This window comes from Photobacterium sp. J15, from assembly GCF_963870815.1.
GTDB classification, from domain to species: domain Bacteria; phylum Pseudomonadota; class Gammaproteobacteria; order Enterobacterales; family Vibrionaceae; genus Photobacterium; species Photobacterium marinum.
The window spans coordinates 1,300,658-1,325,770 of the sequence record NZ_CAWMUI010000001.1 but is presented as its reverse complement, the minus strand read 5'-3'; the positions used below and the strand labels follow the sequence as shown (position 1 = coordinate 1,325,770).

The 25,113-nt window shown below is 47.6% G+C and carries 20 protein-coding genes; 5 read left to right on the top strand and 15 right to left on the bottom strand.

The genetic code is table 11. The annotated features are described in order from the left end of the window. Positions 1-96: 96 nt before the first annotated feature. From uhpT to AACQ93_RS06310, 4 genes are all read right to left on the bottom strand, one after another. Positions 97-1,503, bottom strand: coding sequence for a hexose-6-phosphate:phosphate antiporter (gene uhpT, locus AACQ93_RS06325; protein ID WP_064602961.1), 1,407 nt, complete (start codon positions 1,501-1,503; stop codon positions 97-99). A 440-nt stretch (positions 1,504-1,943) separates the two neighbouring features. Further along, positions 1,944-2,597, bottom strand: a complete 654-nt coding sequence (locus AACQ93_RS06320; protein ID WP_064602959.1) for an MBL fold metallo-hydrolase — start codon at positions 2,595-2,597, stop codon at positions 1,944-1,946. A 235-nt stretch (positions 2,598-2,832) separates the two neighbouring features. Then, on the bottom strand, positions 2,833-3,384 hold the full coding sequence (locus AACQ93_RS06315) for a YcbK family protein (RefSeq protein WP_064602957.1): 552 nt from the start codon (positions 3,382-3,384) through the stop codon (positions 2,833-2,835). A gap of 153 nt (positions 3,385-3,537) precedes the next feature. Next, the gene (locus AACQ93_RS06310; protein WP_064602955.1) at positions 3,538-5,229 is read right to left on the bottom strand and encodes a L,D-transpeptidase family protein; all 1,692 of its coding nucleotides are present in this window, start codon (positions 5,227-5,229) and stop codon (positions 3,538-3,540) included. A gap of 433 nt (positions 5,230-5,662) precedes the next feature. Here AACQ93_RS06310 and AACQ93_RS06305 point away from each other — a divergent pair, with 433 nt between their 5' ends. Further along, complete coding sequence (locus AACQ93_RS06305) at positions 5,663-6,139, top strand: MarR family winged helix-turn-helix transcriptional regulator (protein WP_007462184.1); 477 nt, start codon at positions 5,663-5,665, stop codon at positions 6,137-6,139. A gap of 132 nt (positions 6,140-6,271) precedes the next feature. Beyond that, positions 6,272-7,117: a LysR family transcriptional regulator gene (locus AACQ93_RS06300; RefSeq protein WP_064602953.1), complete on the top strand. Its 846-nt coding sequence runs from the start codon at positions 6,272-6,274 to the stop codon at positions 7,115-7,117. On the opposite strand, the gene AACQ93_RS06295 is transcribed toward AACQ93_RS06300, so the two are convergent. Both AACQ93_RS06295 and AACQ93_RS06290 read right to left on the bottom strand, forming a co-directional pair. Then, positions 7,077-7,847 carry a TSUP family transporter gene (locus AACQ93_RS06295; RefSeq protein WP_064602951.1) on the bottom strand — a complete coding sequence of 257 codons (771 nt, stop codon included), beginning with the start codon at positions 7,845-7,847 and terminating at the stop codon, positions 7,077-7,079. The genes AACQ93_RS06300 and AACQ93_RS06295 overlap by 41 nt on opposite strands. A gap of 128 nt (positions 7,848-7,975) precedes the next feature. After that, complete coding sequence (locus tag AACQ93_RS06290; RefSeq protein ID WP_064602949.1) at positions 7,976-8,857, bottom strand: LysR substrate-binding domain-containing protein; 882 nt, start codon at positions 8,855-8,857, stop codon at positions 7,976-7,978. A gap of 190 nt (positions 8,858-9,047) precedes the next feature. Between AACQ93_RS06290 and AACQ93_RS06285 the strand changes: the two genes are divergently transcribed. Continuing rightward, positions 9,048-9,758: an aspartate/glutamate racemase family protein gene (locus AACQ93_RS06285; protein WP_064602947.1), complete on the top strand. Its 711-nt coding sequence runs from the start codon at positions 9,048-9,050 to the stop codon at positions 9,756-9,758. A gap of 67 nt (positions 9,759-9,825) precedes the next feature. Then, complete coding sequence (locus AACQ93_RS06280) at positions 9,826-10,041, top strand: hypothetical protein (RefSeq protein ID WP_064602940.1); 216 nt, start codon at positions 9,826-9,828, stop codon at positions 10,039-10,041. A gap of 83 nt (positions 10,042-10,124) precedes the next feature. On the opposite strand, the gene torA is transcribed toward AACQ93_RS06280, so the two are convergent. From torA to cmoM, 9 genes are all read right to left on the bottom strand, one after another. Beyond that, positions 10,125-12,602 (bottom strand): trimethylamine-N-oxide reductase TorA, encoded by a 2,478-nt coding sequence (gene torA, locus AACQ93_RS06275; RefSeq protein WP_007462169.1) that lies wholly within the window; start codon positions 12,600-12,602, stop codon positions 10,125-10,127. A 21-nt stretch (positions 12,603-12,623) separates the two neighbouring features. Then, entirely contained in the window at positions 12,624-13,808 is a 1,185-nt protein-coding gene (gene torC / locus AACQ93_RS06270) for a pentaheme c-type cytochrome TorC (RefSeq protein ID WP_064606525.1), read from the bottom strand. 37 nt (positions 13,809-13,845) lie between these two features. Then, positions 13,846-14,019 (bottom strand): periplasmic nitrate reductase, NapE protein, encoded by a 174-nt coding sequence (locus tag AACQ93_RS06265; protein ID WP_007462166.1) that lies wholly within the window; start codon positions 14,017-14,019, stop codon positions 13,846-13,848. 338 nt (positions 14,020-14,357) lie between these two features. Beyond that, entirely contained in the window at positions 14,358-15,146 is a 789-nt protein-coding gene (locus AACQ93_RS06260; RefSeq protein WP_036798412.1) for a tetratricopeptide repeat protein, read from the bottom strand. Positions 15,147-15,456: 310 nt separating this feature from the next. Beyond that, on the bottom strand, positions 15,457-16,443 hold the full coding sequence (locus AACQ93_RS06255; protein WP_064602936.1) for a hypothetical protein: 987 nt from the start codon (positions 16,441-16,443) through the stop codon (positions 15,457-15,459). Between the two features lie 294 nt (positions 16,444-16,737). After that, positions 16,738-21,198 carry a chromosome partition protein MukB gene (gene mukB, locus AACQ93_RS06250; RefSeq protein WP_064602934.1) on the bottom strand — a complete coding sequence of 1,487 codons (4,461 nt, stop codon included), beginning with the start codon at positions 21,196-21,198 and terminating at the stop codon, positions 16,738-16,740. Next, entirely contained in the window at positions 21,198-21,935 is a 738-nt protein-coding gene (mukE, locus tag AACQ93_RS06245; RefSeq protein WP_007462159.1) for a chromosome partition protein MukE, read from the bottom strand. The genes mukB and mukE overlap by 1 nt, the downstream gene beginning before the upstream one ends. Next, positions 21,916-23,238, bottom strand: a complete 1,323-nt coding sequence (mukF, locus tag AACQ93_RS06240) for a chromosome partition protein MukF (RefSeq protein WP_064602932.1) — start codon at positions 23,236-23,238, stop codon at positions 21,916-21,918. Before mukF ends, mukE begins: the two co-directional genes overlap by 20 nt. Continuing rightward, positions 23,235-24,071 (bottom strand): tRNA uridine 5-oxyacetic acid(34) methyltransferase CmoM, encoded by an 837-nt coding sequence (gene cmoM, locus AACQ93_RS06235; protein WP_064602930.1) that lies wholly within the window; start codon positions 24,069-24,071, stop codon positions 23,235-23,237. The genes mukF and cmoM overlap by 4 nt, the downstream gene beginning before the upstream one ends. 120 nt (positions 24,072-24,191) lie before the next feature. Between cmoM and elyC the strand changes: the two genes are divergently transcribed. Then, the gene (gene elyC / locus AACQ93_RS06230; RefSeq protein ID WP_064602928.1) at positions 24,192-25,046 is read left to right on the top strand and encodes an envelope biogenesis factor ElyC; all 855 of its coding nucleotides are present in this window, start codon (positions 24,192-24,194) and stop codon (positions 25,044-25,046) included. Positions 25,047-25,113 lie beyond the last annotated feature (67 nt).

Here is a 25,113-nt window from a genome sequence, read left to right as displayed (position 1 = left end):
CTTGTTCTTGCTGCCTGAATAGCTTTTTGATTTAAATTCGCCCCCTTTAAAAAAAGAAAAGCCACCCAAACGGGTGGCCTTTTCATCAATTCAGGCTTAAGCCATTTCAACTTGCACTTCTTGCTCTTTCAGCAGGCGCTTCTCGCGGCGAATTTTTCTTTCTTCCGCAATCGCAACAAACAGTAGCAGACCAATACATATCGCAGCTGAAGTATCCAGTGCTGCGAAGGTACCTTTCCAGCCTGTCAGGCCGAAGATTGGCGTACCGTCGGCAATCATACCCAGACCCAATTTCGCAAAACTGTCACCAATAAGGTAAGCAAATGTACCTTTGATGCCATCAGCAACACTGATTGCTTTCTTAGGAACGAAGCCAACAGCTGCTACACCAATCAGAAGCTGAGGACCGAATACCAGGAAGCCAAGAATAAACAGCGAGCCAAGGTACATGAATTCTGTTGTCGCTGTCTGGTAGATTTCCAGAGAGAAGATAATCAGAGTCAGAGACACACAGGCAACCAGAGCACGGCGACCGTTTGCAAGGTCAGACAGGTAACCCCACATCAGCGTACCAACCAGTGCACCTACTTCGAACAGTGTGAAACCCTGAATAGCTGTTTCTTTCGAGAAGCCCAGTTCCTGGTAAGCGTATACAGTTGACCACTGATCGATACCGATACGTACGATATACAGGAAGATGTTTGCAAAGCAAAGCAGCCAAATGATCTTGTTCTTCAGCACGTATTCCATGAAGATTTCGCGCTTACTCATTTCATTCTCTTCAGCGTTAACGTCTTCTTCACTGACTTCTTCACCGAACAGTTCTTCAGCTTTACCCAGACCGTAAGCTTCTGGAGAATCACTACCGAAACGCAGACCGATGAAACCAACAACAAGTGCAATGATTGACGGGAAGACAAACATACCCGCTACGTGACCGTCGAACAGGAAGTTCGCACCAAACAGTGCAACACCTGCAGCACCGGCACCACCAACGTTGTGTGACATGTTCCAGAAGCCAAGGTAAGTACCGCGCTTCTTACGTGGCGTCCATTTAGTAATGGTTGAGTAACTTGAAGGACCACCGGTACTCTGGAAGAAACCGCTCAATGCATAGAAAGCGATCATAAAGAACAGGCTAACGCTGGTGCCGCCCATACTGGCACTGAAGCCCAGCATAGCAATCGCTGACAGGATCAACATGAAAGGAAGAAACTGTTTGGTATTTTTTCCGTCAGCGTAATAAGAAACAACGGTTTTACCGATACCGTAAGTAATCGAGAAACCAAGACCAATCATACCCAGTTGAGTCATCGACAGATCATAAGTCGTGATCATGTCGTTCTGAGCAACGTTGAAGTTTTTACGGATCAGGTACATGGTCAAGTAGCCGATAAATACAACCAGGTAAGATTGCATAAATGGCTTGAACCACATTTTACGACGCTCTTCTACAGGCAGATCCAGTGTTGGTTTTCTAACCTGTTCCAGTAGTTTAAACATGTGAAACCCTCAAGATAATCACTCTACAAAATCGACAGAGCACAGCCCTGCGCAATCACGCTGGCCACCATCAGGAGGCGTTGTTATCTATCTCAACTACAGAGAAGCGCGACATCCATATCAAAAACCAGGTCAGGAAAGCGCCGGAATACCCTGAAGTCAACGAATGATGATTGACCAGATACAGGAGCGATTTTAATGAGGCTATCAGTAAGAGGCTTGAGAAGGCGGCCTAAAACAATTAGGAAAGATTCTTAGTTTTGAGTCAGTGGCAGGAAAAGCGTGAAAGCAATCACAAAATAAATAAGGTTATTAATAAGGTTTGAGAAATAAACATAAAAAGCGTGAATTGTTAACTAGTTGCGGACAGACAGTAACAAATTCACGCTTTTTAAAGCTACTGACTTAAAAATAAGTCAGTCTGATTTTAGAGCGCCGGATTAATACAGCGGCATCTCATCAGCAACAAACGGGTTAGAGGCACGCTCATTACCGAAAGTTGACAATGGGCCATGACCCGGTACAAAAGTCACATCGTTACCCAGAGGCCATAATTTGTTCTTGATGGAATCAATCAGAGTCTGGTAATCGCCTTTCGGGAAATCAGTCCGGCCAATGCCACCGCGGAACAGCACGTCACCAACAAAAGCAATTTTCGCATCTTCATTGTGCAGAGTGATGTGGCCCGGTGTATGACCCGGTGTGTGCAGTACATTAAGCTTCTGATTACCGACAGTCACCACATCACCTTCTTCCAGCCACTGGTCCGGATCAAAAGCTTCTGTCAGCGGGAAACCAAACATCTCACTCTGACGAGGCAAGCCCTGAAGCCAGAAAGCATCTTCTTTGTGCGGACCGATAACCGGCACATTCAGCTCTGCCGCCAGTGGTGCTGTACCACCAACATGATCAAGATGACCATGAGTCAGAATCAGCTTAGTTACTGTCAGGCCTAACTGCTGGACTTTTTCTTTTAGCAGGTGAATGTCACCGCCCGGATCGACCATCGCCGCCTCCTTGGTTTCATCACACCAAATGATCGAGCAATTTTGCTGAAACGGAGTAACTGGAACAATTTCAAACTGAAGACTCATAGCCCTTTCCTAACTCAAAATAATCTTGGCAAAGGATAACATGGCCCTGTCGATTACAACAAAAGCCTGTCACAACCTTTTCCGGTAAAAAATAGTTGATACAGCAAGTATCACTCGGATGGATAACGGGAGACAGAAACAGCAAAGCCGGAAACCATCAAGAGAGGAGGACGGTAACCGGCTTTGTAATTATTCAGAGAAATGGTTGTTGTTTTTTATATTAAATTCAGAATGCTTACCAGCGACGAACCGGACCAGTATCAATATGGACGAAACCATCCTTCGGATAATAGCCCACACCACCTAAACGCAGTTCCAGAGCAGCATCCCTTACCCGCTTTAGCGAGACACCTTCAAGGTTAAAATCAATCGCCTGCCCTTTCATATGGTAGCTCTTTTTTGCAACCTTGCGGCTTTTGCTTTGCAGGGCTTTGTTAGTTTCAGGTGAACGGTAACCCGAAATAATGCGCACCTGGCCTTTATGGCCTAGGCCCGTTTGAATTTGTGCAATGGCATCGATCAGGCGGCGGTCCATGTTTGCAACTTCATTACGGCGGAAATCACGACAGATATGGTTTATGCGTTTCAGCTCTTGTTTTATATAGTCCTGACCATCGAAGTACAGGGTTTCAAGATCTTCATTAGTATGAATATTACACAGCGAAATTTTACGAGGATTAGAACCTTTAAACGGGCTGGAAAATGCCACTCCTGGCAATAAACATGCGCCTAGTGCAAAACCTCCAGCTACCAATAGTTGACGGCGCTTGTAATTAATTTCTGACATCCTGAACAAAACCACTTTCTTGCTAAACACGAAATATAAGCTAAACAACGAGCAGCAAGATAACGTTCAGTTTTTGTTCAGTCAAACATCGATATACTAATAAAACGACTCTTTTTTATGTTAAAATCGTCTAGTTATTGAGCTACAAGAGAATTATTCATTAAAATTATTTGTTAGTTTTTCTTCCTTTTGTGACATACGACCGAATTGGTCGTATCTGTAGATATCATCACGGAAATGCACTTCCCCCTGACCATCCACCCACGCTGTCTGATAAATTACATGCACCTTAACCCGGTTGCTAAGACCAACAGTCTTAGTATTCGCACGCGCTTTAAGCTGGTTAACCCTCTCTTCCGAAACCCCCGAGTGATTCAGCAGGATCATTGCCAGTTCATCAGCGTGCTCAACCCGGACACATCCGGAGCTGAACGCCCGGGTTTCTTTATTGAATAGACTTTTCGTCGGTGTGTCGTGAAGGTAGATGGAATTGTCATTAGGAATATTAAACTTAAATTTACCCAATGCATTCTTATTGCCCGGCTTCTGACGCAACCGGTACGGGAACGACTTGGAGTTTACAATGCGCCAGTCGATCGTATGAATAGGGATCTGCTCATTGCTGGTCCAGCTGCGGATCACCCTGAAATCATTTCGGTACAAATAGCCCCGGTCATATTGCGCTTTTGGCAAAATATCCTTGCGCATAATAGAGATAGGAACATTCCAGTAAGGGTTAAAAACCACAGATGAAATTGAGGAAGTCATCAAAGGCGTTCTTCGGCTTGGACGCCCTACAATCACTTTACTGTTCAGCACGTGCTCATTGTCCAGCCAAAGGCTCATGCCGAAATCAGGAATATTGACGACTAATAATGAAGGATGTTCAGCTGGCCACAATCTCATACGCTGGGCATTTAACGCCAAGACCCTAATTCGTTCTTTAGGTGCGGTTGACAACCAGTAACGAGTTTTCGGTCCAATCACCCCATCAACTTTAAGACCATGCCTTTCCTGGAAACTCTTCACCGCTTCAACAAGTTCGACATTGTACTTTTTCACCTGATCCGCTCTAAGTTGGTCGGCCTGATAAGATGGTAAATCCCCGAGGTTTTCCAGAATCGTAATCAAACGCTCAGGGTTCGCCAATCTGGCTCCATAACGGATAATGCCGGACTGATAAAAGCCCGGCCAGTACTGACTCGCAGCAGTCTGTTCCAGTTGAGTAATAGCCTCGGTAATTTGGTTATATCTTTCATCAGCAGGTTTTAGTGCGGCGACAAAAAAGTTCAGCCGATCAGTTTCAATCGCACTGTTCAAAAGTGATTGCTGCATCTCTGAAGGCAGCGGCAAATCCGGATCGACCCCAGCACCGAAAAACCATCCCCGACCGAACTCTGGCACTGTTTCTACATAGCTCATGTAAGCAAGAAGGGTATCTGTTGCCAACAAATCATACTGACGCCAGTCATTAGACAACTTGAAATGTTTAAGCAGTGAATAGCGACTGGAAAAGTCGGAGCTGACATTTGCATGAGACAGCACCATCAACTGACGCTCGAATTCATCAGCAGCCCGGGTGTCTTGCCATAACGGAGTGTAGCCAATATCACGATAAATCTGCGCCAGCTTATTTATGTAGCGAATCACAGAGATATCACCGGCAATCTCATTTACCCACATCTCTGCTTTTTGTTGCTGAACAGCATCTTCAACAAACTGCGATGACACAGTATTGAGGAGAGGCTGAGACGGAAGTGTTTCAGCCGTAACAATATGCGCCGGAGAAAGTAACCCGGCGATGACTAAGCTAAGTCCGAAAATTCGAGGCTTTGACGTTGCCATTTAGGCTCCTTCTCTTCCCGCTAACACAATACCAATCAGCATAAGTATTTAATCACTTACTCCCGGCTGGTATAACAAGTATGGCAAATTCCTGAGTCTGCTGATTTAAATTTAGTCACAGGGGAAAAGTCGGCCGTGTATCAAATTTTAAACACCTCCTGATTTGCGGTGTACGGGTAAGGCTTCAAACAGATAGCTATCCCGCCATCCATTACAGAGCAAACAAACAGCCCAGAATAAGCAACAAGCAGCACATAAAAAGTACTTTTCATACGGTTAACTAAAGACAGCAGATAAAACTATATTGCCGAATTGACTCCATATAACGATAATTTTCATTAAGATTCGAAGTTTTATCGTCTTTATTGAAACTAACCCTTTCATGATCGTTGATATTGATGTACCTTCGCGGCAACTAATTTGGGAGAGTTAAATGGACAAGCACGAAGAAGTCCTCATTGCCCTTCGACAAATTATTCGGGCGATTGATTTACATTCGAGAAAACTTAATAAAGTCGCAGGGTTAACGGGGCCTCAATTAGTTTTAATGCGCGCGATTCGTGACTCAGGTGAAGTCACAATCCGTCAGCTTTCTAACAACACAAACATGAGCCAGGCCACGGCTACAACTATCCTCGACCGTCTCGAAAAACGGGGACTGGTTATCCGCGAAAGAAGCAAGCTGGATAAGCGTAAAGTGCATGCCCACCTTACCGAGTCAGGTAGGGAAACACTGGAGAAAGCTCCGCTGCCGCTTCAGGAAGATTTCGTTGCCCGTTTCCAGGAACTGGAAGACTGGGAGCAAACCTTGCTTTTATCATCAGTTCAGCGCATTTCGTCCATGATGAATGCCGAACACCTTGATGTAGCTCCTGTACTGGAAGTCGGAAGCATCACCAAGCAGGAATAGCAATTCCTTTCTCTATAACCAAAGCTGCAACTGCGGCTTTGGTTTCCCCGTACCTCATCACCCTCTTTCCTGCTCGCTACTCGCCACTAGTTGAGTATAATCATTCCATTATTTCATCAATGGCTATAACACGTGTTACTTGAAGGATTAGAGACATTGCTGGTGCTGGCAAAAGAAGGCACCATGAGCAAGGCAGGCAGCCAGCTGTATATCAGCCAAAGTGCGGTGAGCAAGCGGATCGCCCGATTAGAAAAGCAGTTAGGAAAAAAGCTGATTGAACCATCCGGACGGCGTATCAAACTAACACCGGATGCACAGGCTCTGATTGATAATGTCGGCCCCGGCTACCGGGAACTCAAAGGGCTAATTTTCGATCAACGAAACTATCAGGACAAAACGGTAATAACCCTGGTCTGCTCAGAAACCCTGGTTGCTGGCTACCTCGGTGAACTGATGGGCAATTACATCACGCACGATCGCTACATTTCTATATCAACCCGTCACACTCCGGTCATTGTTGAACAGGTTCAGTCAGGGGATGCCTGTATTGGCTTTTGTGCCGGACACCTGCCTGCACAGCACGGTCTGACAGCCCGCCATCTTTTTGATGAGCCATTTACAGTTATCAGCCAGCAACCTCTGGCTGAACCACCGCCAGGCTTGCTGGTCAACGATTTAAAAAACCCGGCCAATATCAACCAAGCCAGTGTGCTGCAAAAAGCCGGGATTCAACCTTTAATGGAGATGGACTCTTACACCGCTGCCGCCCAGCTGGCACTAGGCGGTGTAGCATCAGCACTGGTGCCGGCATCAATCGTCAAAATCCTGAAAATCGATCCAGTTCACTGCCATCATTTTGATGTATTAAGTGAGCTGACCCGGCCGGTTCACCTATGTTACCGCCAAAGCAGTTACCAGTCTGAACGTATTCGACGACTTATTGAAGCCATTGCGGATTCTGTTCCAACAGCAGCTTGACTGCCATTATCATTGAGATAATCACAACCATCGGGCGGATCAGTTTTCGTCCTTTGGTGACCACCACTTTAGCCCCGAGACGTGCACCGAGAAAACCACCAACCGCCATTACTAAACCGATTTCCCAAACCGGCAATCCGGCAAAAATAAAAAACAGCAGCGCGGCAAAATTAGAAGTGAAGTTGAGCACTTTTGTTCTGGCTGTGGCTTCAACTAACCCAAGCTGAGCGACAGCAACGAAACAAATAGTAAATAACGAACCAGCCCCCGGACCAAAAAAGCCATCATAGAAACCAATACCAGTTCCTACACTCAGGGCAAACGCATTCTCCGATAGCTTTGGTTCACCTCCGCCTTTTCCTGCCTTGGGTGACAACAAAAAGTAAAATGAAATACCCAGCAATAACACCGGAATTAAATTGGTCAGCACACCGGCATCAATCCGTTGTACTAATTCAGCACCTAACGCAGCACCAATAAATGTACAGATGATCGCATTACGCATGGTTTTCAGGCTTACTAAACCGTTACGAACAAAATACAGCGAGGCCGAAAAGCTGCCGAATGACCCCTGCAGCTTGTTGGTTGCCAACGCTTGTGCCGGAGGCATACCAACAGCAAGTAACGCTGGCACTGTCAGCAACCCACCACCACCGGCAATAGCATCAATAAACCCGGCCAGACCGGCGACGAAGAAAAGCAGAGCAAGGATTTCGAACGACAACTCCATTCACTAAATACTCAATAAATCAACAGGGAAGGAAAAATTACCACTGTATTTTCACCACGAACAGCGAAAGATTGGACAACATTCTATTCCCGTTTGGAATTGGTCATAAGACGTAGAATATGCATCATTTACAAAACCAAATTCCTCAGAGCCTGCCAAACCTGTTCCCCTGCGGGATGCAGACGTGCCTGATAACGGTAAGCATAATAGGTAATTGGCAAACGCAAATGGGACTCCCCAATCACAGCCACTTCACCACTTGCCAGCTCATCGACGACCGCATAGTCCGGCAACCAGGCAACGCCCTGTCCCTGCAAAGCCAGTGTCTTGAGTAAATCTGTCATTGATGACAGAAACACGGCTTTGAGATTGACCTGATCCCGAACCGCTTCAACCTGACGTCCCATATAGGATGTCGGGCTGTAAGCAAGCCAGGGAACTTCCTGATCTTTATCGATGGAGTAAAGCGGATTCCCCTCACTATCACAGGCACAAACAGGCAACAGCTCTGCCTGCCCGATCTGCAGTGACTGATACGGTGGCAGACGCAGCTGGGCGTCATCAAAAGCCAGCAGCAAATCACAGCCCCCTTCCTGAAGCACTTCAATAGCCTGATCGACATCGACAGCTTCCACACTCAACAGCGGATTATGCTTTCCGGCAGAAAGCTGTGGTTGAATCGTCGGAACCAGGCTGGTTGCCAGTGAGTGCGCCGCCGCTACACGCACCATGTTTCCGCCAAGTTTTGACAAATCCGACAGCTGCCCGATCCCTTCCATCATCTGGTTCATCAAAGTACGCGCAGTGATCCGGAACATCCTGCCACTGGGTGTCAGTTCAACCGGCGTTTTACTGCGATCCACCAACTCAGCACCAACAGTCTGCTCTAAGGCTTTAATCCGACGACTGAATGCAGGCTGGGTCACATTCCGCATTTCTGCTGCAACAGAAAAATTTCGCACTTCGGCAAGTGCAAGAAAATCTTCCAGCCACTTACTTTCAATATTCATAGTGTTTCAAATGACAAAAAAGACAGTATAACTAATGACTTAGCAAATAACAGAGAAATCAAGAGACTTAAATCACAGATTTAAAACAGAGCAATGCCGATTATGCATGACATCGCCAGCAACGGCATTTCTCAAGTGATACCAGCCATCCTATAGTGATTGCAGTTGAAAATACTGTAGGAACAAGCACATGAGCAGAAAATTAGGAATTCTGGGCGGAATGGGCCCGTTGGCAACGGTTGAATTCATGCAGAAAATCATTGCCCGTACTCCTGCTCATAATGATCAGCAGCATATCCCTATGCTTGTTAGTAATAATCCACAGATCCCGGATCGCACTGCTTATATTCTGGGTGAAGGTCAGGATCCGTTTCCGGTGCTTAAACAAGGCATGGAACAACTGCAAAATGCCGGTGCTGAGTGCATTGTCATTCCCTGCAATACTGCTCACTACTGGTACCCGCGTCTGACTCGCTGCAGCAAGGTACATATGATCAGCATTATCGACAGTGTTGTTAACGAAGCCAGACAACGTCAATACCGCAAGGTTGGTGTAATGGCGACTTCTGCAACCATGATGACAAGAATGTATCAGACCAAACTAGCGCAAAAGCAAATTGATGCGATTGAGCCGGATGAATCTGCGCAACTTGCCGTTATGGAAGGCATTTACGCGGTGAAAGCCGGTGAGGTTGAGCGCGGCAAACAACTGATGCTGCCGGTTTTCCGAAACCTGCTGGAACAAGGCGCTGAAGCGGTAATTTTTGGCTGTACCGAAATTCCGGTCGCACTGGCAGAACAAGCGATTGAGCAACCTGAAGCCTGTCTGGATTCGCTTGATATCCTGGCTCAACAGTGTATTGAGTGGGCACAGGCTGATGCACCAGAAATGGTTGCCTGACAGTTCAGACAAGCCCCGCTAATCTTATTGTTGGAGAAACGAAAATTTCAGAAGATGGAGGCACAATATGATTCGCCATATTCTCCTCTTCATCCGGCGACATCACCGTGATTCTGACCGCATCCAATGTGGCCAGAAGCAAGACTACCAACGAGGACAACCTTTTGACTGGCAGGAATTGGTTGAGAAAGCCATCGAAGCTATCGATGAATTCTTCCGCCGCCAGTGGGATCGGATTCTGATATTCACCGGTAAACAAAAACCGGATAAAAGGCGCAGGTAACCTGAAACAATAAGATAAAAACTAATAAGGTGGAGCTAAGACTCCACCTTATTCATTTCTGCTGGCATCCATTTACATGCAACTCAGCTTTCGTAAATCGGCCCACCGAATGAGGTCACCGGCGGCACTTCTCCACGGAATTTTTCGATTTCCACCACCACGGTATTAGCACTGGTTGCCTGTGCCAGCTCTGAAGAGCCGACATCCATAGTCAAGGTGTTAGGATCACCGTAGGTATCAAGTGAACCAACCTTTTCATTCATCGGCCCATACCAGGCTCCCTCATGAATTCGTACAACACCGGACGGATAATTATCAGAAACTCTGGCACCGGCCAGCAACTGCCCCCGATCATTGAAGACTCGTACTATATCGCCATCCTTGATCCCCCGCTTCTTGGCATCTTCCGGACTGATATAAATCGGCTCTCGGCCCTGCACACTATAAGTCGCCCGATACTCTTCCGACTCACACATCTGTGAATGCAGGCGCTGATCCGGGTGACAGGATTGCAGCCAGAGCGGGTATTTATCTGACATCGGCCCACCATGGGAGCGCTCGGCTTTTTCGAACCACATCGGGTGCCCCTGACAGTGTTCATAGCCAAAGCGGTCAATCTTACGGCTGAAGATTTCAATAAAGCCGGAAGGTGTACCCAATGGATTAATTTCCGGATCCAGCCTGAAATCGGCATGGCGAACAAAGCTCTTACCTTCGCCGAAATCAATCACACCGTCAGCCCAAAACTGATCGAACTCCGGCATTTCGAAGTTAGCTTTATTGGCATCGCGGCAATCTTTGTACAGCATCCGCACCCATTCCATTTCATCCATGCCACGGGTAAATTCTTTATGGCGACCAAAGCGACGACAAAGCTCAGTAAATATCTCGAAGTCTGTTTTTGACTGATAAAGCGGATCCACCAGCTTATGCATAGCCAGAATGCCAGATGCAGAATATGCTCCGTACAAGTCGATATCATTACGTTCGAACTGAGTACAGGCAGGCAGAACAATATCTGAAAAACGGCAGGTCGCTGTCCAGGCAAAATCAATAGTGACAACAGTCTGTAGTTTTTGGAATGCTTTCTTCATCCTGTTGCGATCCTGATGGTGGTGCCACGGATTACACCCGCTAACCACCAGCATCTTGGTATCAGGAAGCTTCACTTTACTGCCGTTATAATTGATTTCCTTGCCGGGCTCTAAGATAGCATCAACCCAACGGGCTACCGGAATTGTCTTGCTGTAACCCTTGAAGTCATTGTTATCCCACTTCGGCTTTTTACCCTCGTCCACATTACGAGGAAAGCCACCCGGACCAGCGGCTCCTGTAGACGGAATCCCCACTCCACTGTAGTGATGAGCATAAGAAATCCCGCCACCTGGCAAACCTATCTGACCCAGCATCGCTGCCAGAACTGCGCCCATCCAATAAGGCTGTTCACCGTGCTGTTGCCGCTGGATCGCCCAGCCAAATATAAGCTGCGTTCTGTCCGCGGCCAGCAGACGGGCAAACTCACGAATCTGATCAGCCTTCACACCACAAATCGGCTCTGCCCATTCCGGTGTTTTTTCGACTTTATCTTTGGTTTTACCTAACAAGTAAGGTACAAACTCATCGAAGCCAAGGGCATAAGTTTCAAGGAACTTCTTGGCATAGAGTTCTTCTTTGTAGAGAGTATGCGCGATAGCCAGCATGAATGGTACATCGGTTTGTGGGTTCACGTACAGCTGCTCACAACCAAGGTAATTCTGAGTTTTCGACCGCACCGGATCGACAGAGATCACTTTGATCTGGCCCTTGGCAATTTTATCTTTCAATTGCTCATAGTAGGCATAAGAATCATGTGTCTCGCACTGCCAACCAACCTGGGTATTCTTCATCGGATCATTGGCCCACAGGATGATCGTCTTACTGTTGGATAAAATATCCGGCCAGGACGTCCCCTGAGCATACACTTCCGTTGAACCGAGAACGTAAGGCAAAATTGTCTGACCGGCACCGGTTGAATAATCCCCGACCTTGGTCATAAAATTCCCGTGCATCCCTACGGCTCGCTGCATATGGCTGGTACAGCTGTGGAACTGGCCAGTTGCCCTCCATCCGGTCATCCCGGCATGCAGAGCCCAGGGGCCATAATCTTTCTGGATCCGCTCTAACTCCTGATAAAACAGATCCAAGGCTTCATCCCAAGTGACCCGGACAAAGCGGTTATTACCCCGGGTATCACCGCTGAATTTATGTTTCTTCAACCAATTCAGGCGTACAACCGGGTAACGAACACGGGACGGATTGTAGATAATCCCTTTTATCCCTTTGATCATATCCGTCGGGTATTTATCTCGCTCCAGTGGCTTGATTTCGACCACTTTACCGTTATATATCCGGGCACGAAATGCGCCCCAGTGAGAGCCAGAAACCTTCCATACTCCGTCAGCGGAATAAGGCGAGCCTTCTTCCGCCGCTTTTGCAACCTGCATTAATAAACTTGGGCCAATCACAGACGCAGCAGAGGTCGTTGCGAGGCCTTTTAAGAATTTACGTCGACTTAATGACATAGTTATTCCCTCATTTGCACCTTAATGACTGCCTTCAGAAAAATCTGATGAGTGTTTTTGCAGGTACTTCAGCACCAACGCTTCACTGTCGGAATCCAGATTCACAAATGCTGACATACCGTTGAACATACCCGGCCAGGTATTGGCATCAAAATGGTCTTCTGCCGGTTGGGTATGACAGACACTACAGTTGGTCTTATAAGCCGGACCTGCCGCTGCCCAGATATCTTCAACATCATCCATCAGTGACTCTTTTGCCATCCAGAGCTTAACGGTAACCCGCTGCCAGCCAAGACCGGTCAGATCATCTTCTTTCTCTTCGAATTTTTCTACCAAGGCATCATTTAGCGCGACCTCTTTACTCAGCGCCGCTGTTGGAATGTTCAGGCCGAAATCTTCGTTAATCACCCGGCCAAAACCTTTAGTTTTACGCCAGCCTGCTATCTCAACCTGAATCGCGTTATCTTTAACCTGTACCACTGTAATTTCAGAAGCCGGATTGAGCTGACCACCGTCTTTAGTCAGAGCTTCATCTTCATACATAGGCAGGAAGCGAACACTGAAGTAGTTTTCACCCTCGCTGAAACTGGTGTTGTTGGCCTTCTGAACCAACTCGGACACCATACCGCCGGATGTATCCATATCTCCCGGTAGCTCATGAGCGATACCTTTGTGGCAATCAAGGCAACTTTGATCCCGCTCAGCCGCCTGCTTCATCTGGGTGCGAGCCAAATCCGACATCAGATCCCAGTTCATACTGTCGTAGTTATGACAGTTCTTACACTCCAACGAGCCATTTGCAGCAAAACGTTTCCATTCATGGCTGGCCAGTTCCAACCGCTTATCAAGAAATTTTTCGCGGGTATTGATGGTGCCGAAAATTGCCCCGAACACTTCCTTACTAGCCTGCATCTTACGGGCGATTTTATCGGTCCAGTTATGGGGCACGTGACAGTCAGGACAGGTTGCCCTGACACCGGAATGATTGGTCCAGTGAACCGTTCCCTGTAATTCTTCGTATACATTGTCACGCATCTCATGACAGCCGATGCAGAACTTTTCGGTATTGGTTAATTCAAGGGCGGTGTTAAAGCCCCCCCAGAACATAATACCGGCAATAAAACCGCCGAGGGTCAGTACCCCAAGGCTGATATGGACTGCCGGACGCCATAAGGTCGCCCACAGTTTCTTTAGCAGATTCATAATCAAACTTTCCTTTTATCTAATGAATGACAGGGACGACTTATCCATGGCCGGGAGGACCGATGAAAAACACCTGCATAGCCCAAACAAGGAAACCGTAGCCACCAACAAAGGCCACAGAGAGGATGGGGAAAAGAAAAATGATAATGAAGAGAAACAATTGCCACTCACGCTTGGCTCTGTCTTGATTATCAACAGGATCTGACTTATTCATTGCTCTTACCCTATTCGTTGTTATTACTTCCACCACTTACCAGCCCCGATTAATACTTAGTAAGTAGAAGATAATGATGAAAGTATAGTTAACGATGACAGGCACATACCTTCGAATGTGGCCGGCAAGGTGAAACGCGGATTTCAGGGAGCAAATTTAAAAGGAAAGAAGTGCTTTCCGAGAACATTCGGAAGCGACCTTTTTACTGTTTCAGGAGCAAGTAATCTATTCTACCAATTAATACAAATGGTAGAGTCACACAGGGTTTTGAATATAACGAAAAGGCCTACCGCAATGGCAGGCCTTTGACATAGATATTGTGTTTGTTGATTAGTGGATTACAGCGAAGCCATGTAAACAGTCTGGTTACGCTGGTACATCTTTAGTCGGTTTTCAAACTTGGCATATCGTTGAGTGTTATTCTCCTCCAGTTTTTCAATCGCTACTTCCTGTGCTTCAATTGCCTGGCGGAACTGTCCGCATGCTGCGTAAGCTGCTGCCAGGTTGTCATAATCGCCCGCATCCCCGGTGCCCTGACGGTGCAGAACCTGCTTCGCCAGTTTCAGTGCTCGCTGACCGTCACGAAGACGTGAGTCTTCACATGTTGCATACAGCCATACCAGGTTACGTTTTGAATCCAGCGAACCACCGTTTGATGCTTCGTTGAACCATTTAATCGCATTTTCACAATCCACTGAGCCAGTCGCACCTGATGCATAATAAGCACCCAGCTCAATCATTGCAGATACATCGCCCGCTTTTGCACCTTCTGTATACCAGTGGATTGCCAGGTCATAGTCGCGTGGAAGTAATTCACCCAGCTTATACAGGTCACCAATCATGGTTTTTACTTCTGGCATATCAACCGATGCCTTTTCCAGCCAGTACAGTCCTTTCATCGGATCTGCTCTCAGGCCATTTGTTCCTTCCAGGTAAGCTCGTCCCAGAAACAACTGCATGTTCTTGTCACCCTGCTCTGCTTCCAGTTCAACATAGTTCAGTGTTGATAGCAGGTGATTCTCCGGCGAGGTCGTTACAGAGGCATGTGCTGAAGCACCGTAGCCAATTACAGCAAGGCCAAACATTGCGCCAAAAACAACTTTTTTAAGGGTCATTACTGCAGGCATATCAAACTCTCTTTCAATCAGGCTTCGTCGTGTTGATTAGAAATTTATATAAGCACTGATTAAAAAACAATCAACACAATACAGGCATTGCTGCATAGTAATGCTGACATTTTACGGGGTTTCTGAATGGCATCAGAAAGTTAACGAAAGGAGCGAAAAGATCGCCTAATGTTGATAATGAGAGATGGATCCTGTTATACGTGTACAAATAGTAACAGGTAACCCTTAATCGAAACTGAATCAGAACAGAATATACTGCCGGGTTTTAGTTCCCGGAAGCGCTATCGGCCCCCGGGAAAACCATTGAAAGCTACATTGACAGGTATTTATCCTCATCATGACTGAGGTACTGATTGGTATATTTAGGTGCATCACCATCAAGATCGATATCCAGATCAATCAGGTTCGGCAGATCCAGCAGTCCTTCACAAACAAGGATTACATCATACTCACCTTCAGGTACATGAGGCATTGAATAGGTATTATTTTCTGTTACCTTAGCCGTCATCATAGGTTCGTGATCCGAGCCTAAATCACCATATTGCTCACTGTCAGACTCATACATATATACATAGGCATTATCCATAATCGGGCAAGAAGATGGATCAACATCCCCCCAAATACTACCGGACAATGCATTATCAATAAGTTTCAAGCCTTTACTTTTCAGATAGTAAACATTCTCAACCATCTGAATCATACTTCTGATATCAAATGTCATTGTGAAAGTCTTAGGCGCATCAATATTGATGTTAAGGCCTTCAAATTTAAGGTCCTCAACAATCTCCATCTTCTTCTTATCGACCAAACTTCCGACATAAGAATATGGTGTATCTAAGAAATCACCATAACTTCCCTGAAGTACAGACAAGCTCATGCTGACATACTCACCCACCGGCACCAGTTGTTCTGCAATCAGGCTAACCAAATCAACACCGGCAACATCATACAGATCGATCACAATGAACTGAGGATAACCATCACTATCTACCGGTATATCAGAATCAGCAGGAATACATTGTGGTGAACTGAGTTCTTCCGGATTATTCATACTCTGTGTTGTCAGCTCGACAATATCACCAGCCAAATCTGTCAGCTTCACTGAATTAATGGCAACACAAGCCTGCAGTTCATCACCATCTGTTGGTACTTCTGTTGGCGGTTTAGAAACATCGACTGAAATTGGCGTAGAGCCAGCGTCCGCATTTGGATCAACAACAGAAGCAGGATCATCATCTGAACCACCACAACCAGCCACCACAACCGTGGTGAGCATCGCTAAAATTATATTTCTCATGTCTTCACCCCTACGACAATGTGTGTATCGGCCGTTACCAAACCAACCTGCTGGCCGCTGCTTAGTTCGGCTATTTATACTTATGGCCTTATCTAACATTTCAAATTCTAGGAGCAATTAGCGGGGCAAAAAATTTATCGCCAGCGTTATTAAGTAATGAGAAAGGGATCTTACAAACAAGACACTTAGCCGTTTTTAACGTACTGAAGTGTTTGAAAAAAGGTAAAAAAATTACATAAAAAAGGCCGGTATTACCCGGCCTTTTCAGTCAAATTTTTACAAGCTTAGAAGTGGCTAAGCTAGGTCTAATTCAAGCATTTCAGGAACACCCGGCTGTGGCTTAGGCTCATTACCAAAACCACGCAGACCAACAACATGCACGTGCTCGCGATCTTTAAAGATCTTACGCACCAGCTTATAGGTCGTACCTTTTTCCGGACTGATATTTTCAGGAGCCGCAATCAGCAACTGCATATCCAGACGTTCACAAAGCTCGAACAGCGTCGCAATCGACTTAGCATCCAAACGGGCTGCCTCATCAAGGAACAACAGACGACAAGGAATGATATCTTTACCGCGCAGACGACGTGCTTCTTCTTCCCAGCTCTGAACAACCATCAGCAGAATCGCCTGACCAGTACCAATCGCTTCACCGGTTGACAGTGCACCGGATTCAGCCTGCAGCCAGCCGTCAGTACCACGGTTAACTTCAATGCTCAGCTCAAGGTAATTACGGTAATCAAGCAGTTCTTCACCCAGTACCTGTGGTGAACGCTGACCCATATCAATATGCGGGTTCAAACGCTGGAACAACTTGGCAATCGCTTCAGAGAACGACAGACGGTGGTTACCAAATAGATCCTGATGCTGATCCTGCTGCTCTGCCAGACCACTAAGCAGTGATTCGTGAGTATCACGCACCTTCACATTCAGACGCACACCTTTGACCTGACCGAAACCAATGTTCTGCAGCCCTTGGTTCAGCATCCGGATACGATTCTGCTCACGCTGGATAGTCTTGCGAATAATGTTGGCAACCGAGTCTGAGCTAATGGCCAGACGCTGTTCGCGCGCGGTCAGTTCTTCACTCAGGCGAGCCAGCTCAACTTCCATCTCTTCAATCGCTTCTACCGGATCATCAGTGCGGATAATATCCTGGCGGATACGCTCACGAAGATGCTGGTACACAGCGATATAGAACAGAACTTTACGCTCTGGACGGGAGACATCTTCCGACGCACGCAGTGCATCACGCAGCTCTTCATTATCAGCTACAGCCAGACGCAGCGCACCCAGTGATTTATCCGACAGTGAACGAAGTTCATCAGCAGACATGTAAGCCATTTCACGGCGGTGCAAACGGCGCTCAACATCACTTTCACGAGCCAGACGCAGAACTGCACACCAGCCCGCTTTCGCGGTTACCACCAGCTTGCGGATTTCATGGTAATCCTTAACCAATTTACGCAGGCGCTTCACTGTGCCCTTCATTTCCAGCTCAATCGACGTGATCGATTTTTCAAGCTGACTACGACGAGTACGGGAGCTGTGCAGACGTTCGTTAAGCTCATCACGACGCAGACGGGCACGCTCTTCCGCTTCAACATCAGCACGAACACCCAGCTCCTGAAGTTCACGTTCAAATTCCTGAACCGTTTCCAGTTTCGCCTGATGCGAACTCTTCAGAGACGCCAGCAGCTGGTTATATTGGTTAGACTGAGCACGAGCTTGTTTCAGTGCTTCACGACCTCGACCACGCTCACGCTCAGCAGCAACCAGTTTTGCTTTCAGCTGTTCATTCAGCTCTGAACTCTTGTTAAGCAACTCGACCGAATCGGCGTAACTAAAGTGGTGGCGACGCTCAACCAGATCAGCAATTGCAAAAATCTTGGTCTTCAGTGCCTGCAACATCTGATCAGCTTTTTCGTATTCAGCCTGCAGAGCTTCAAACTGTTCAGGGTCGGCGTCCAACGTAGAAACCAAATCTTCCAGTTCAGTGATGGCTTTACCGTGGCGATCCAGGTAGTGACGCGCTTCATCCAATTGAGCCAGCTGTTGTTCAACTTCTTCAAAGCGAGCCTGAAGCGTGTCATCTTCCAACAGGTTAACAAGTGGGTTCAGTTTACCCAACAGAGACAAACCTTCACGCGCAGCGGTCAACTGGCTACGCTGCTGCTGTTCCTGGTTGTCTGATTCAGACAAGCTGCGGGAAACCTGGTTACGCTTGTCACGGGCAACCTTCAGTGCCGCTTCCGGATCTTCATTGAAAGCAACGGCCATGTGCGTAGCCACAAAGCTGTTAAAGCTCTGGTACAAACGCTGTAGCTTCTGCGAATCAAACGATGCTTTCGCGTGATCTTCTACTACCTGCTCGCGCTCTTCACGCAGCTGCTCCAGACGTTGCTCACGCGCAGCACGGCCAAACAGCGGAACTTTCGGGAAGCGAGAGTAACGCAACTGGCGATCGTTCAGGTGAACGCAAACCGCATCTTCCAGTTCATCAACATCAAAACCGCTGTCGTCAAACGAATCAGCATCACCTTCAATGATGTACAGGTCATCAGGACAGTCATCCAGCGCGACCAGTTTTTCTTTGATACCTTTCAGATCCGGTACCACAATCGCGTGACGAGCAGGACCGTACATTGCACTGAAATACGGCGCATCAGCAATCGTGATGTCATCGTAAATTTCAGAAAGCAGGCTACCGCCAAGGGTATCAGCCAGTGCGCGAAGACGAGAATCATCACTACCGCCCGGCTGCGCCAGACGCTCGATATCCAGCTCAAGTTGCTGCTTGCGGGCTGCCAGCTGATCACGAGCCGCTGATGCTTCACGCTCTTTATCCAGCGTTGCCTGCATTGCGCTCATTACATCTTGGCTGTCACCCAGCTCGCGCTCAGATTGTTCTGCCAGTTTCTCCAGTGCTTCTGAAGCGGCAATCCAAGCCGGAGCCTGTGCTTCCAGCGATGAAATCTGTGCTGACAGTTGCTGTTCCTGACGACGCAACTCACTGCGCTGTTCAACCAGTACTTCCTGCTGCTGTTCCAGATTTTCCAGAGTCGCTTCGTGGCGAGCCTGCTCTTCAGCCAGCGTCAGTTCACTGTCGATAGCCGTCGCAAATCGCTTACTGTAGGCTTCTGCCAGTTCGGTAGCCTGGCGTTGGTTGCGCACACTGCGCTCCAAGTCGCGGTATTGTGCTTTCAGCTGCTCACTACGTTCTGTCACGCTACGCAACTGGCGTGCATGGGCAATCAGCTCACGAGCTTTCTCTCCGGCTGTTGCTCGATCAACAGCACCGGCAATCGTAGTTACGATCTGAAGACCTTTTTCGAACTGCTTCGCAGCCGCCGAAGACATGTCCAGTTTGTGTTTCAGTGCAAGCAGCGCTGTTGTCTGAACATCCTGCTCCTGCTTCAGTTGAGCAAGATAAGGAACCGCCTGATCGGCAAGCAGCTGATGGTCACCGGAAAGCTCGCGGGCTTTTTCCAACGCCTGAACAGCCTGCTGATATTGCAGAGCACGAGTCTGCTGCATATCCAGCGCCTGCTGGTAATCGGCAAGCTGAGTCTTCAGGCTATCTACTTCTTCTTCGCTTAGCAGTGCCTGCTCTTCTGCCATTGCAAGTTGTTCAGCGGCTTCTTCAACCACCATAACCTGCTCTTCCAGACGCTCAGTCAGCTCTTCAAGATCTTCACGGTAACGTTCGATCTTTTCCTGCTGACGCACAGCCGTCTGAACCAGTTGCAGGTGATCCGATGCTGCCTGATGATCCTGCTCCAGCGCACTCTCGCGCTCGGTCAGTTCATCCAGTTCTGCCGACATGTTTTTCAGCGAGGTCTGGTTATCTGCAAGAAACTTGCGCGAACCCATCATCTCACCGCGCAAGCTCAGAGTTTTCTCAAGCTTGTTGCGACGCTCATTCGCATGGCGCATGTAGTCTGCAGCTACATAGTTAGTCGCTTCTGTGATCAAGTGCTTAAACAGATCACGATCGCTCTGGGTCAGCTTAATTGCTTCCAGTGTCATGCGGTTTTCGCGCAATGCCGCTTCCATATCCTGGAAAGCCTTCTTAACACCGGTATTGTGAGGCAGAAGGTAGTCACGTAGTGAACGGGTAATTGCGCTGGAAATACCACCGTAAAGCGATGCTTCGATCAGACGATAGAACTTAGAGCGGTCGGTGCTGTTACGCAATTTCTTTGGTAGCACACCAAATTCAAACATCTGAACGTGGTAATCAGTAACTGAGTTGAATGCCTTGAACTGAACGCCTTCGTACTGAGAAACGATCTCTTTGACTTCGTTGATCTGGCGAACACGTGCCTGATTATCAGACAGTGATTCCACCAGCACTTCAGTCGGCTTCACGTCCGCAGGCAGGCCTTGGATAATGAATGGTTTGATATCCACCTTCTTATCACGGCCAGCAACCTGCTGTAGCTTAACGGCAAAAATAACGCGCTGATTTTTAGAGTTCACCACATCCAGCGCCGAGTAACAGGTACCCGGTTTCAGCTTACCGTGCAGACCTTTATCGCGGGATGCGTTTGAGCTGCCGGCCTCTGTGGTGTTACGGAAGTGCAGCAAGCTCTGATCCGGGATCAGTGTGGTAATAAACGCTGCCATAGTGGTAGATTTACCGGCACCGTTACCACCAGACAGAGTAGTGACTAGGTTGTCGATGTCAAAAGTACGGGCAAAGAAGCCGTTCCAGTTGACCATTGTGAGCGATTGATACTTACCGCGTTCCATCAGGCTTCACCCTCCTGTCCGGCATAATCTGTTTCTGTTGCTGATTCTTCAGCATTTTCTTGCTCGTCAAGCAGGCTTGACTGACTTGGCTCCTGCTGGTGAACAACAACGGCTTCACCATCACGGATCAGACGCAGCTGTGCTTCACGCACATCATCACCAGCACGCACGTCAGCACCGAAGCGGAATACCGCCTCGCTGATGCGGAATTTACCGTTTTCGCCAACCGGGATAATCATGCCGATACGGCGCAGACGACGCAGGGATGTTTTTACCTTGTCGTACAGTTTTTCACGGTCAAGATCTGAACCGCTGGCACGGTTAGTCACCAACTTCAGCAGTTTTTTCTCGTCCGCCAGAGCCACCAGCTCTTCAAACAGTTCCTGGTTGGTAAAAATCCCTTCGTGAGCAAGACGTTCCGGGCTCAGGTAAAGGAAACACAATACTTTACCGACCAGCATATCCAGTTCGGCCAATACTGAACGGTTAATCAGGGAGGTTGAACGCGGGCGCAGGTAGAAAAAACCTTCCGGCGCACGTACAAGTTCAGCGTTGTAGCGCTTGTAGAACATTGCCAGTTCCAGTTCGAACTCAATCAGCAATGCGTGATTATCCAAATCTTCGCTGGCGATATGACGGCCAGAACGCAGCGCATTATCCAGTGCCGGGAAAAGCGGGTTGGCAATCGCCTTGGCCAGCTTTTCAGGCATAAATTCTTCAATATTTATCGATGACATTAGCTTGTACCTTGGCTCCGTAGTCATTAATTGCTTCCCAATCAGGCTGAATCGCACTGAAATCGGCCTCGGAGTAACCGAGTCTGACAGCCTGATCAATCACAATACGCGACAAATCAAAGTGTTGCGCATGTGGATGCTGAGCCAGATAATCTTTAAGAAGCATACTCAGGTTAATTGCAGCACCCGTTTCTTTGTGGGCCTGCAGCATTACTGCAACTTGGTCAGCCAGCTGGTCGTTCACCAGGCTGAACTCTTCAAATTCCATCTCCTCCGGTACGATACCGGTAACTTCATCGTCACGCAGAACCAGAGCCTCATCACGCATATCGAGCAAACGCTCGGCATCAGCGTAAGTCAGGAGCCACGGGTCGTCGAAATAGTCGGCAACCGACTGGCGCAGACGCTGGCTGAATGCCCTGTTCTTATCCATATCGATCGCAGTACGGATAAACTTATGAACGTGACGGTCATAACCGATCCACAGGTCAATCGCCTGCTGGCCCCAGTTGATGATGCGGTCTAGTTTCGCCTGGAGAATAAATATCATCGCATCGACAAAATCCAGATCAGGGTTGCCCTGAATTTCTTCCTGGATTGTCAGTAGCTGACTCTGCAACTGATCACCAGCCGCCTGTAGCGTATCCTGCAGTTCACGCAGCGTGCTGGAGGTTTCGTTAAGCAGACTTTCACAATTAGTAATTGCAGCTCGCCAGTCCTGGTTCAGCAGCTCAGCAATATCTTGCTTCACCTGCTGTTGCTGCTCATCCATGGTGCGCTGGTTGAGGTCAATACGATCAAAAATTTCGGCAACTGAGTATTTCAGTACCGCGTATACTTGCTGACGCCAGTGCTTCTCATCACCGCCTTCTTTCGCCGCTTCAGCAGCCTTGTTAATTTCATCGGCTACCATCGCCAGCTGAATTGACAGCTTAAGCGATGAGTATTCACGGTGACGGGCATAATAATCGGTAATACCCAGCGCTAGCGGGCTGAGTCGATAGATACTTGCGCCATCTGTTACTTCACTGGTAAAGCGGGTAATCAAACGTTGGCGAACCAACTCGTTAATCGCGTTGTTGGCACGAAAAGCCAGCGTTTCCTGCGACTGGTCAAACATATCGCTGACAATGCGAAACACATCAACCAGCTCGCCTTCCCCTAATTCTTCATCAAAGCGATCGCCGCTCAGTACAGCAATCGCCAACAAGAACGCCAGCCGCTCCGTTGGCAGGTTAAGCGAAAACTCATGTTGCTTAACCCAACTGACCAACTCGGGAACGGTCTGGGAAACATCACTCATCCGTTGTCCTTATTGCTGTTATCAATGTCTGTCTCTTTACCACTCTTATCATCAGACGCCAGCGGCTTTTGAGCGTATACGTGAATATAACGCCCCAAGGACAAATACGGTTCCTGTCGACAAAGCTTCTGCTCCATCTCAAGAACTTGTTCAAATGTATAATCCCCTACCATGTTGCTTTGCATGTAATCATGGAAGGTACGAACCCCGGTTTTACCGAGGATGTTAAATCCTGCATCAGTCAACCAGCTATATACGTCTTCAGGCTTTATACCTTTTTGTGGCTGAAGCTTGAAGCGCTTACGATGCGGCATGCCTTGCTCAATGTGAGTCAAATTCCCGCAAATCAAGTTCTTAAATAGCAAGCCATTGTAGTTATAGAACATGACCGAAATAATTCCGCCTGGCTTTACCTGCTCTAGCAAACGCTCAAGCGCATCTTTCGGATCGGACAACCATTCCATTACCGCATGAAAAAGTACCAAATCAACAAGGCCATCTAAGTGTTCACCAACCTGCTGGACCGGGCTATGAACCAGACGATATTGCTCAAGAAGGCCATTTTTGGCAATTTCCTGCTCAGCCAATTTCAGCATTTCGCCAGAGAGATCACATAACGTGACATTGTGCCCCAGCTCAGCAATCTTTTGCGACAACTGGCCTAAACCGCCGCCAGCGTCCAGAATATGCAACGGCTTTGCCTGTTCCAGCATAGCAAGTACCTGCTCCAGATCCTGCCAGACAACAGTCTGCCTAATCTGGCCTTTTGCCGTGCCATATATGTTTTTCGCAAATTTTTGCGCTAGGTCGTCAAAATTTCGATCTTCGATCACGTCAGCTTTACGTTATGATAGCGGTTGAAAAAATGTGGCTTATTTTCTCACAAGCGTTATAGGAATAAAGGCTTGTGGTGCTTTTTCGAGCTCAATTGATGAATTTTCGGACTACATTGCATGTTTGAATTAAAAAAAATAGTTTCTGCATTACTGATGCCCTTGCCGACTCTGCTCATTTTAGGGTTCATCGGCTTGCTGATCCTCTGGTTCACACGTAGGAAGGGACTGGCCTCCACTTTCATTACCTTTTCTCTGCTGGGTATTTTCCTCGTGTCGTTCCAGCCAATTGCGACCAGCCTGCTGAGACCAATAGAACGTGAAAACGAACCATTTGTACCTAGCGGTGAAGCTATTCAGTATGTAATGGTGTTGGGTAGCGGCCATGTAATTGATCATGCGATGCCTATGACATCAGAACTTTCACGTACATCTTTGATGCGTCTTTCCGAAGGGATACGAATCCAGCGAATGTACCCTGAATCCAGATTGATCCTTTCCGGCTATGATGGCGGAACAGGTGTCAGCCACGCAAGAATGATGGCTAAAGTCGCACTGGCTCTGGGTGTAAACAAAAACAATATCCTGTTACTAGAGACGGCAAAAGATACCTGGGAAGAGGCATTTCAGGCAGCTTCTGTTGTCGGCAAACAAAAAATGGTTCTGGTTACCTCTGCAAGTCATATGACTCGTGCGTTGTATGAATTCGATCAGGCAGGCCTAGCACCGATACCGGCTCCGACCAACTTTCTGGCAAGCAATAAAATCAAGCAGCCATGGATTCGTTACAGTCCAAAGGCTCAGTATCTGGAGCAAACTGAACGCTACTGGTATGAAACTCTTGGCCGTTGGTGGCAACGACTGCGGGATGCTCTTGCAGGCTCTGAACCGGTAACTGAAGAGCCTGCAACATCTGACACTAACAATCAGATATCGCTTGAGCTCAATCAGCAAAAGGTGAGTAATCCAGTTTAAAAATCTCTTCAATTTATCTGTCTGGCTGGCCGACAACCGCTCGGCCTGTCACTTCACCTGTTTATAA

What these genes read in the sequence shown, in the direction of transcription:
- AACQ93_RS06290 (WP_064602949.1), bottom strand. Translation starts at nt 8,857, where the DNA reads ATGAATATTGAAAGTAAGTGGCTGGAAGATTTTCTTGCACTTGCCGAA.
- torA (WP_007462169.1), bottom strand. Translation starts at nt 12,602, where the DNA reads ATGTCATTAAGTCGACGTAAATTCTTAAAAGGCCTCGCAACGACCTCT.
- mukF (WP_064602932.1), bottom strand. Translation starts at nt 23,238, where the DNA reads ATGAGTGATGTTTCCCAGACCGTTCCCGAGTTGGTCAGTTGGGTTAAG.
- AACQ93_RS06305 (WP_007462184.1), top strand. Translation starts at nt 5,663, where the DNA reads ATGGACAAGCACGAAGAAGTCCTCATTGCCCTTCGACAAATTATTCGG.
- AACQ93_RS06280 (WP_064602940.1), top strand. Translation starts at nt 9,826, where the DNA reads ATGATTCGCCATATTCTCCTCTTCATCCGGCGACATCACCGTGATTCT.
- elyC (WP_064602928.1), top strand. Translation starts at nt 24,192, where the DNA reads ATGTTTGAATTAAAAAAAATAGTTTCTGCATTACTGATGCCCTTGCCG.
- AACQ93_RS06265 (WP_007462166.1), bottom strand. Translation starts at nt 14,019, where the DNA reads ATGAATAAGTCAGATCCTGTTGATAATCAAGACAGAGCCAAGCGTGAG.
- AACQ93_RS06320 (WP_064602959.1), bottom strand. Translation starts at nt 2,597, where the DNA reads ATGAGTCTTCAGTTTGAAATTGTTCCAGTTACTCCGTTTCAGCAAAAT.
- AACQ93_RS06255 (WP_064602936.1), bottom strand. Translation starts at nt 16,443, where the DNA reads ATGAGAAATATAATTTTAGCGATGCTCACCACGGTTGTGGTGGCTGGT.
- uhpT (WP_064602961.1), bottom strand. Translation starts at nt 1,503, where the DNA reads ATGTTTAAACTACTGGAACAGGTTAGAAAACCAACACTGGATCTGCCT.
- mukB (WP_064602934.1), bottom strand. Translation starts at nt 21,198, where the DNA reads ATGGAACGCGGTAAGTATCAATCGCTCACAATGGTCAACTGGAACGGC.
- AACQ93_RS06315 (WP_064602957.1), bottom strand. Translation starts at nt 3,384, where the DNA reads ATGTCAGAAATTAATTACAAGCGCCGTCAACTATTGGTAGCTGGAGGT.
- AACQ93_RS06295 (WP_064602951.1), bottom strand. Translation starts at nt 7,847, where the DNA reads ATGGAGTTGTCGTTCGAAATCCTTGCTCTGCTTTTCTTCGTCGCCGGT.
- AACQ93_RS06260 (WP_036798412.1), bottom strand. Translation starts at nt 15,146, where the DNA reads ATGCCTGCAGTAATGACCCTTAAAAAAGTTGTTTTTGGCGCAATGTTT.
- mukE (WP_007462159.1), bottom strand. Translation starts at nt 21,935, where the DNA reads ATGTCATCGATAAATATTGAAGAATTTATGCCTGAAAAGCTGGCCAAG.
- AACQ93_RS06310 (WP_064602955.1), bottom strand. Translation starts at nt 5,229, where the DNA reads ATGGCAACGTCAAAGCCTCGAATTTTCGGACTTAGCTTAGTCATCGCC.
- AACQ93_RS06285 (WP_064602947.1), top strand. Translation starts at nt 9,048, where the DNA reads ATGAGCAGAAAATTAGGAATTCTGGGCGGAATGGGCCCGTTGGCAACG.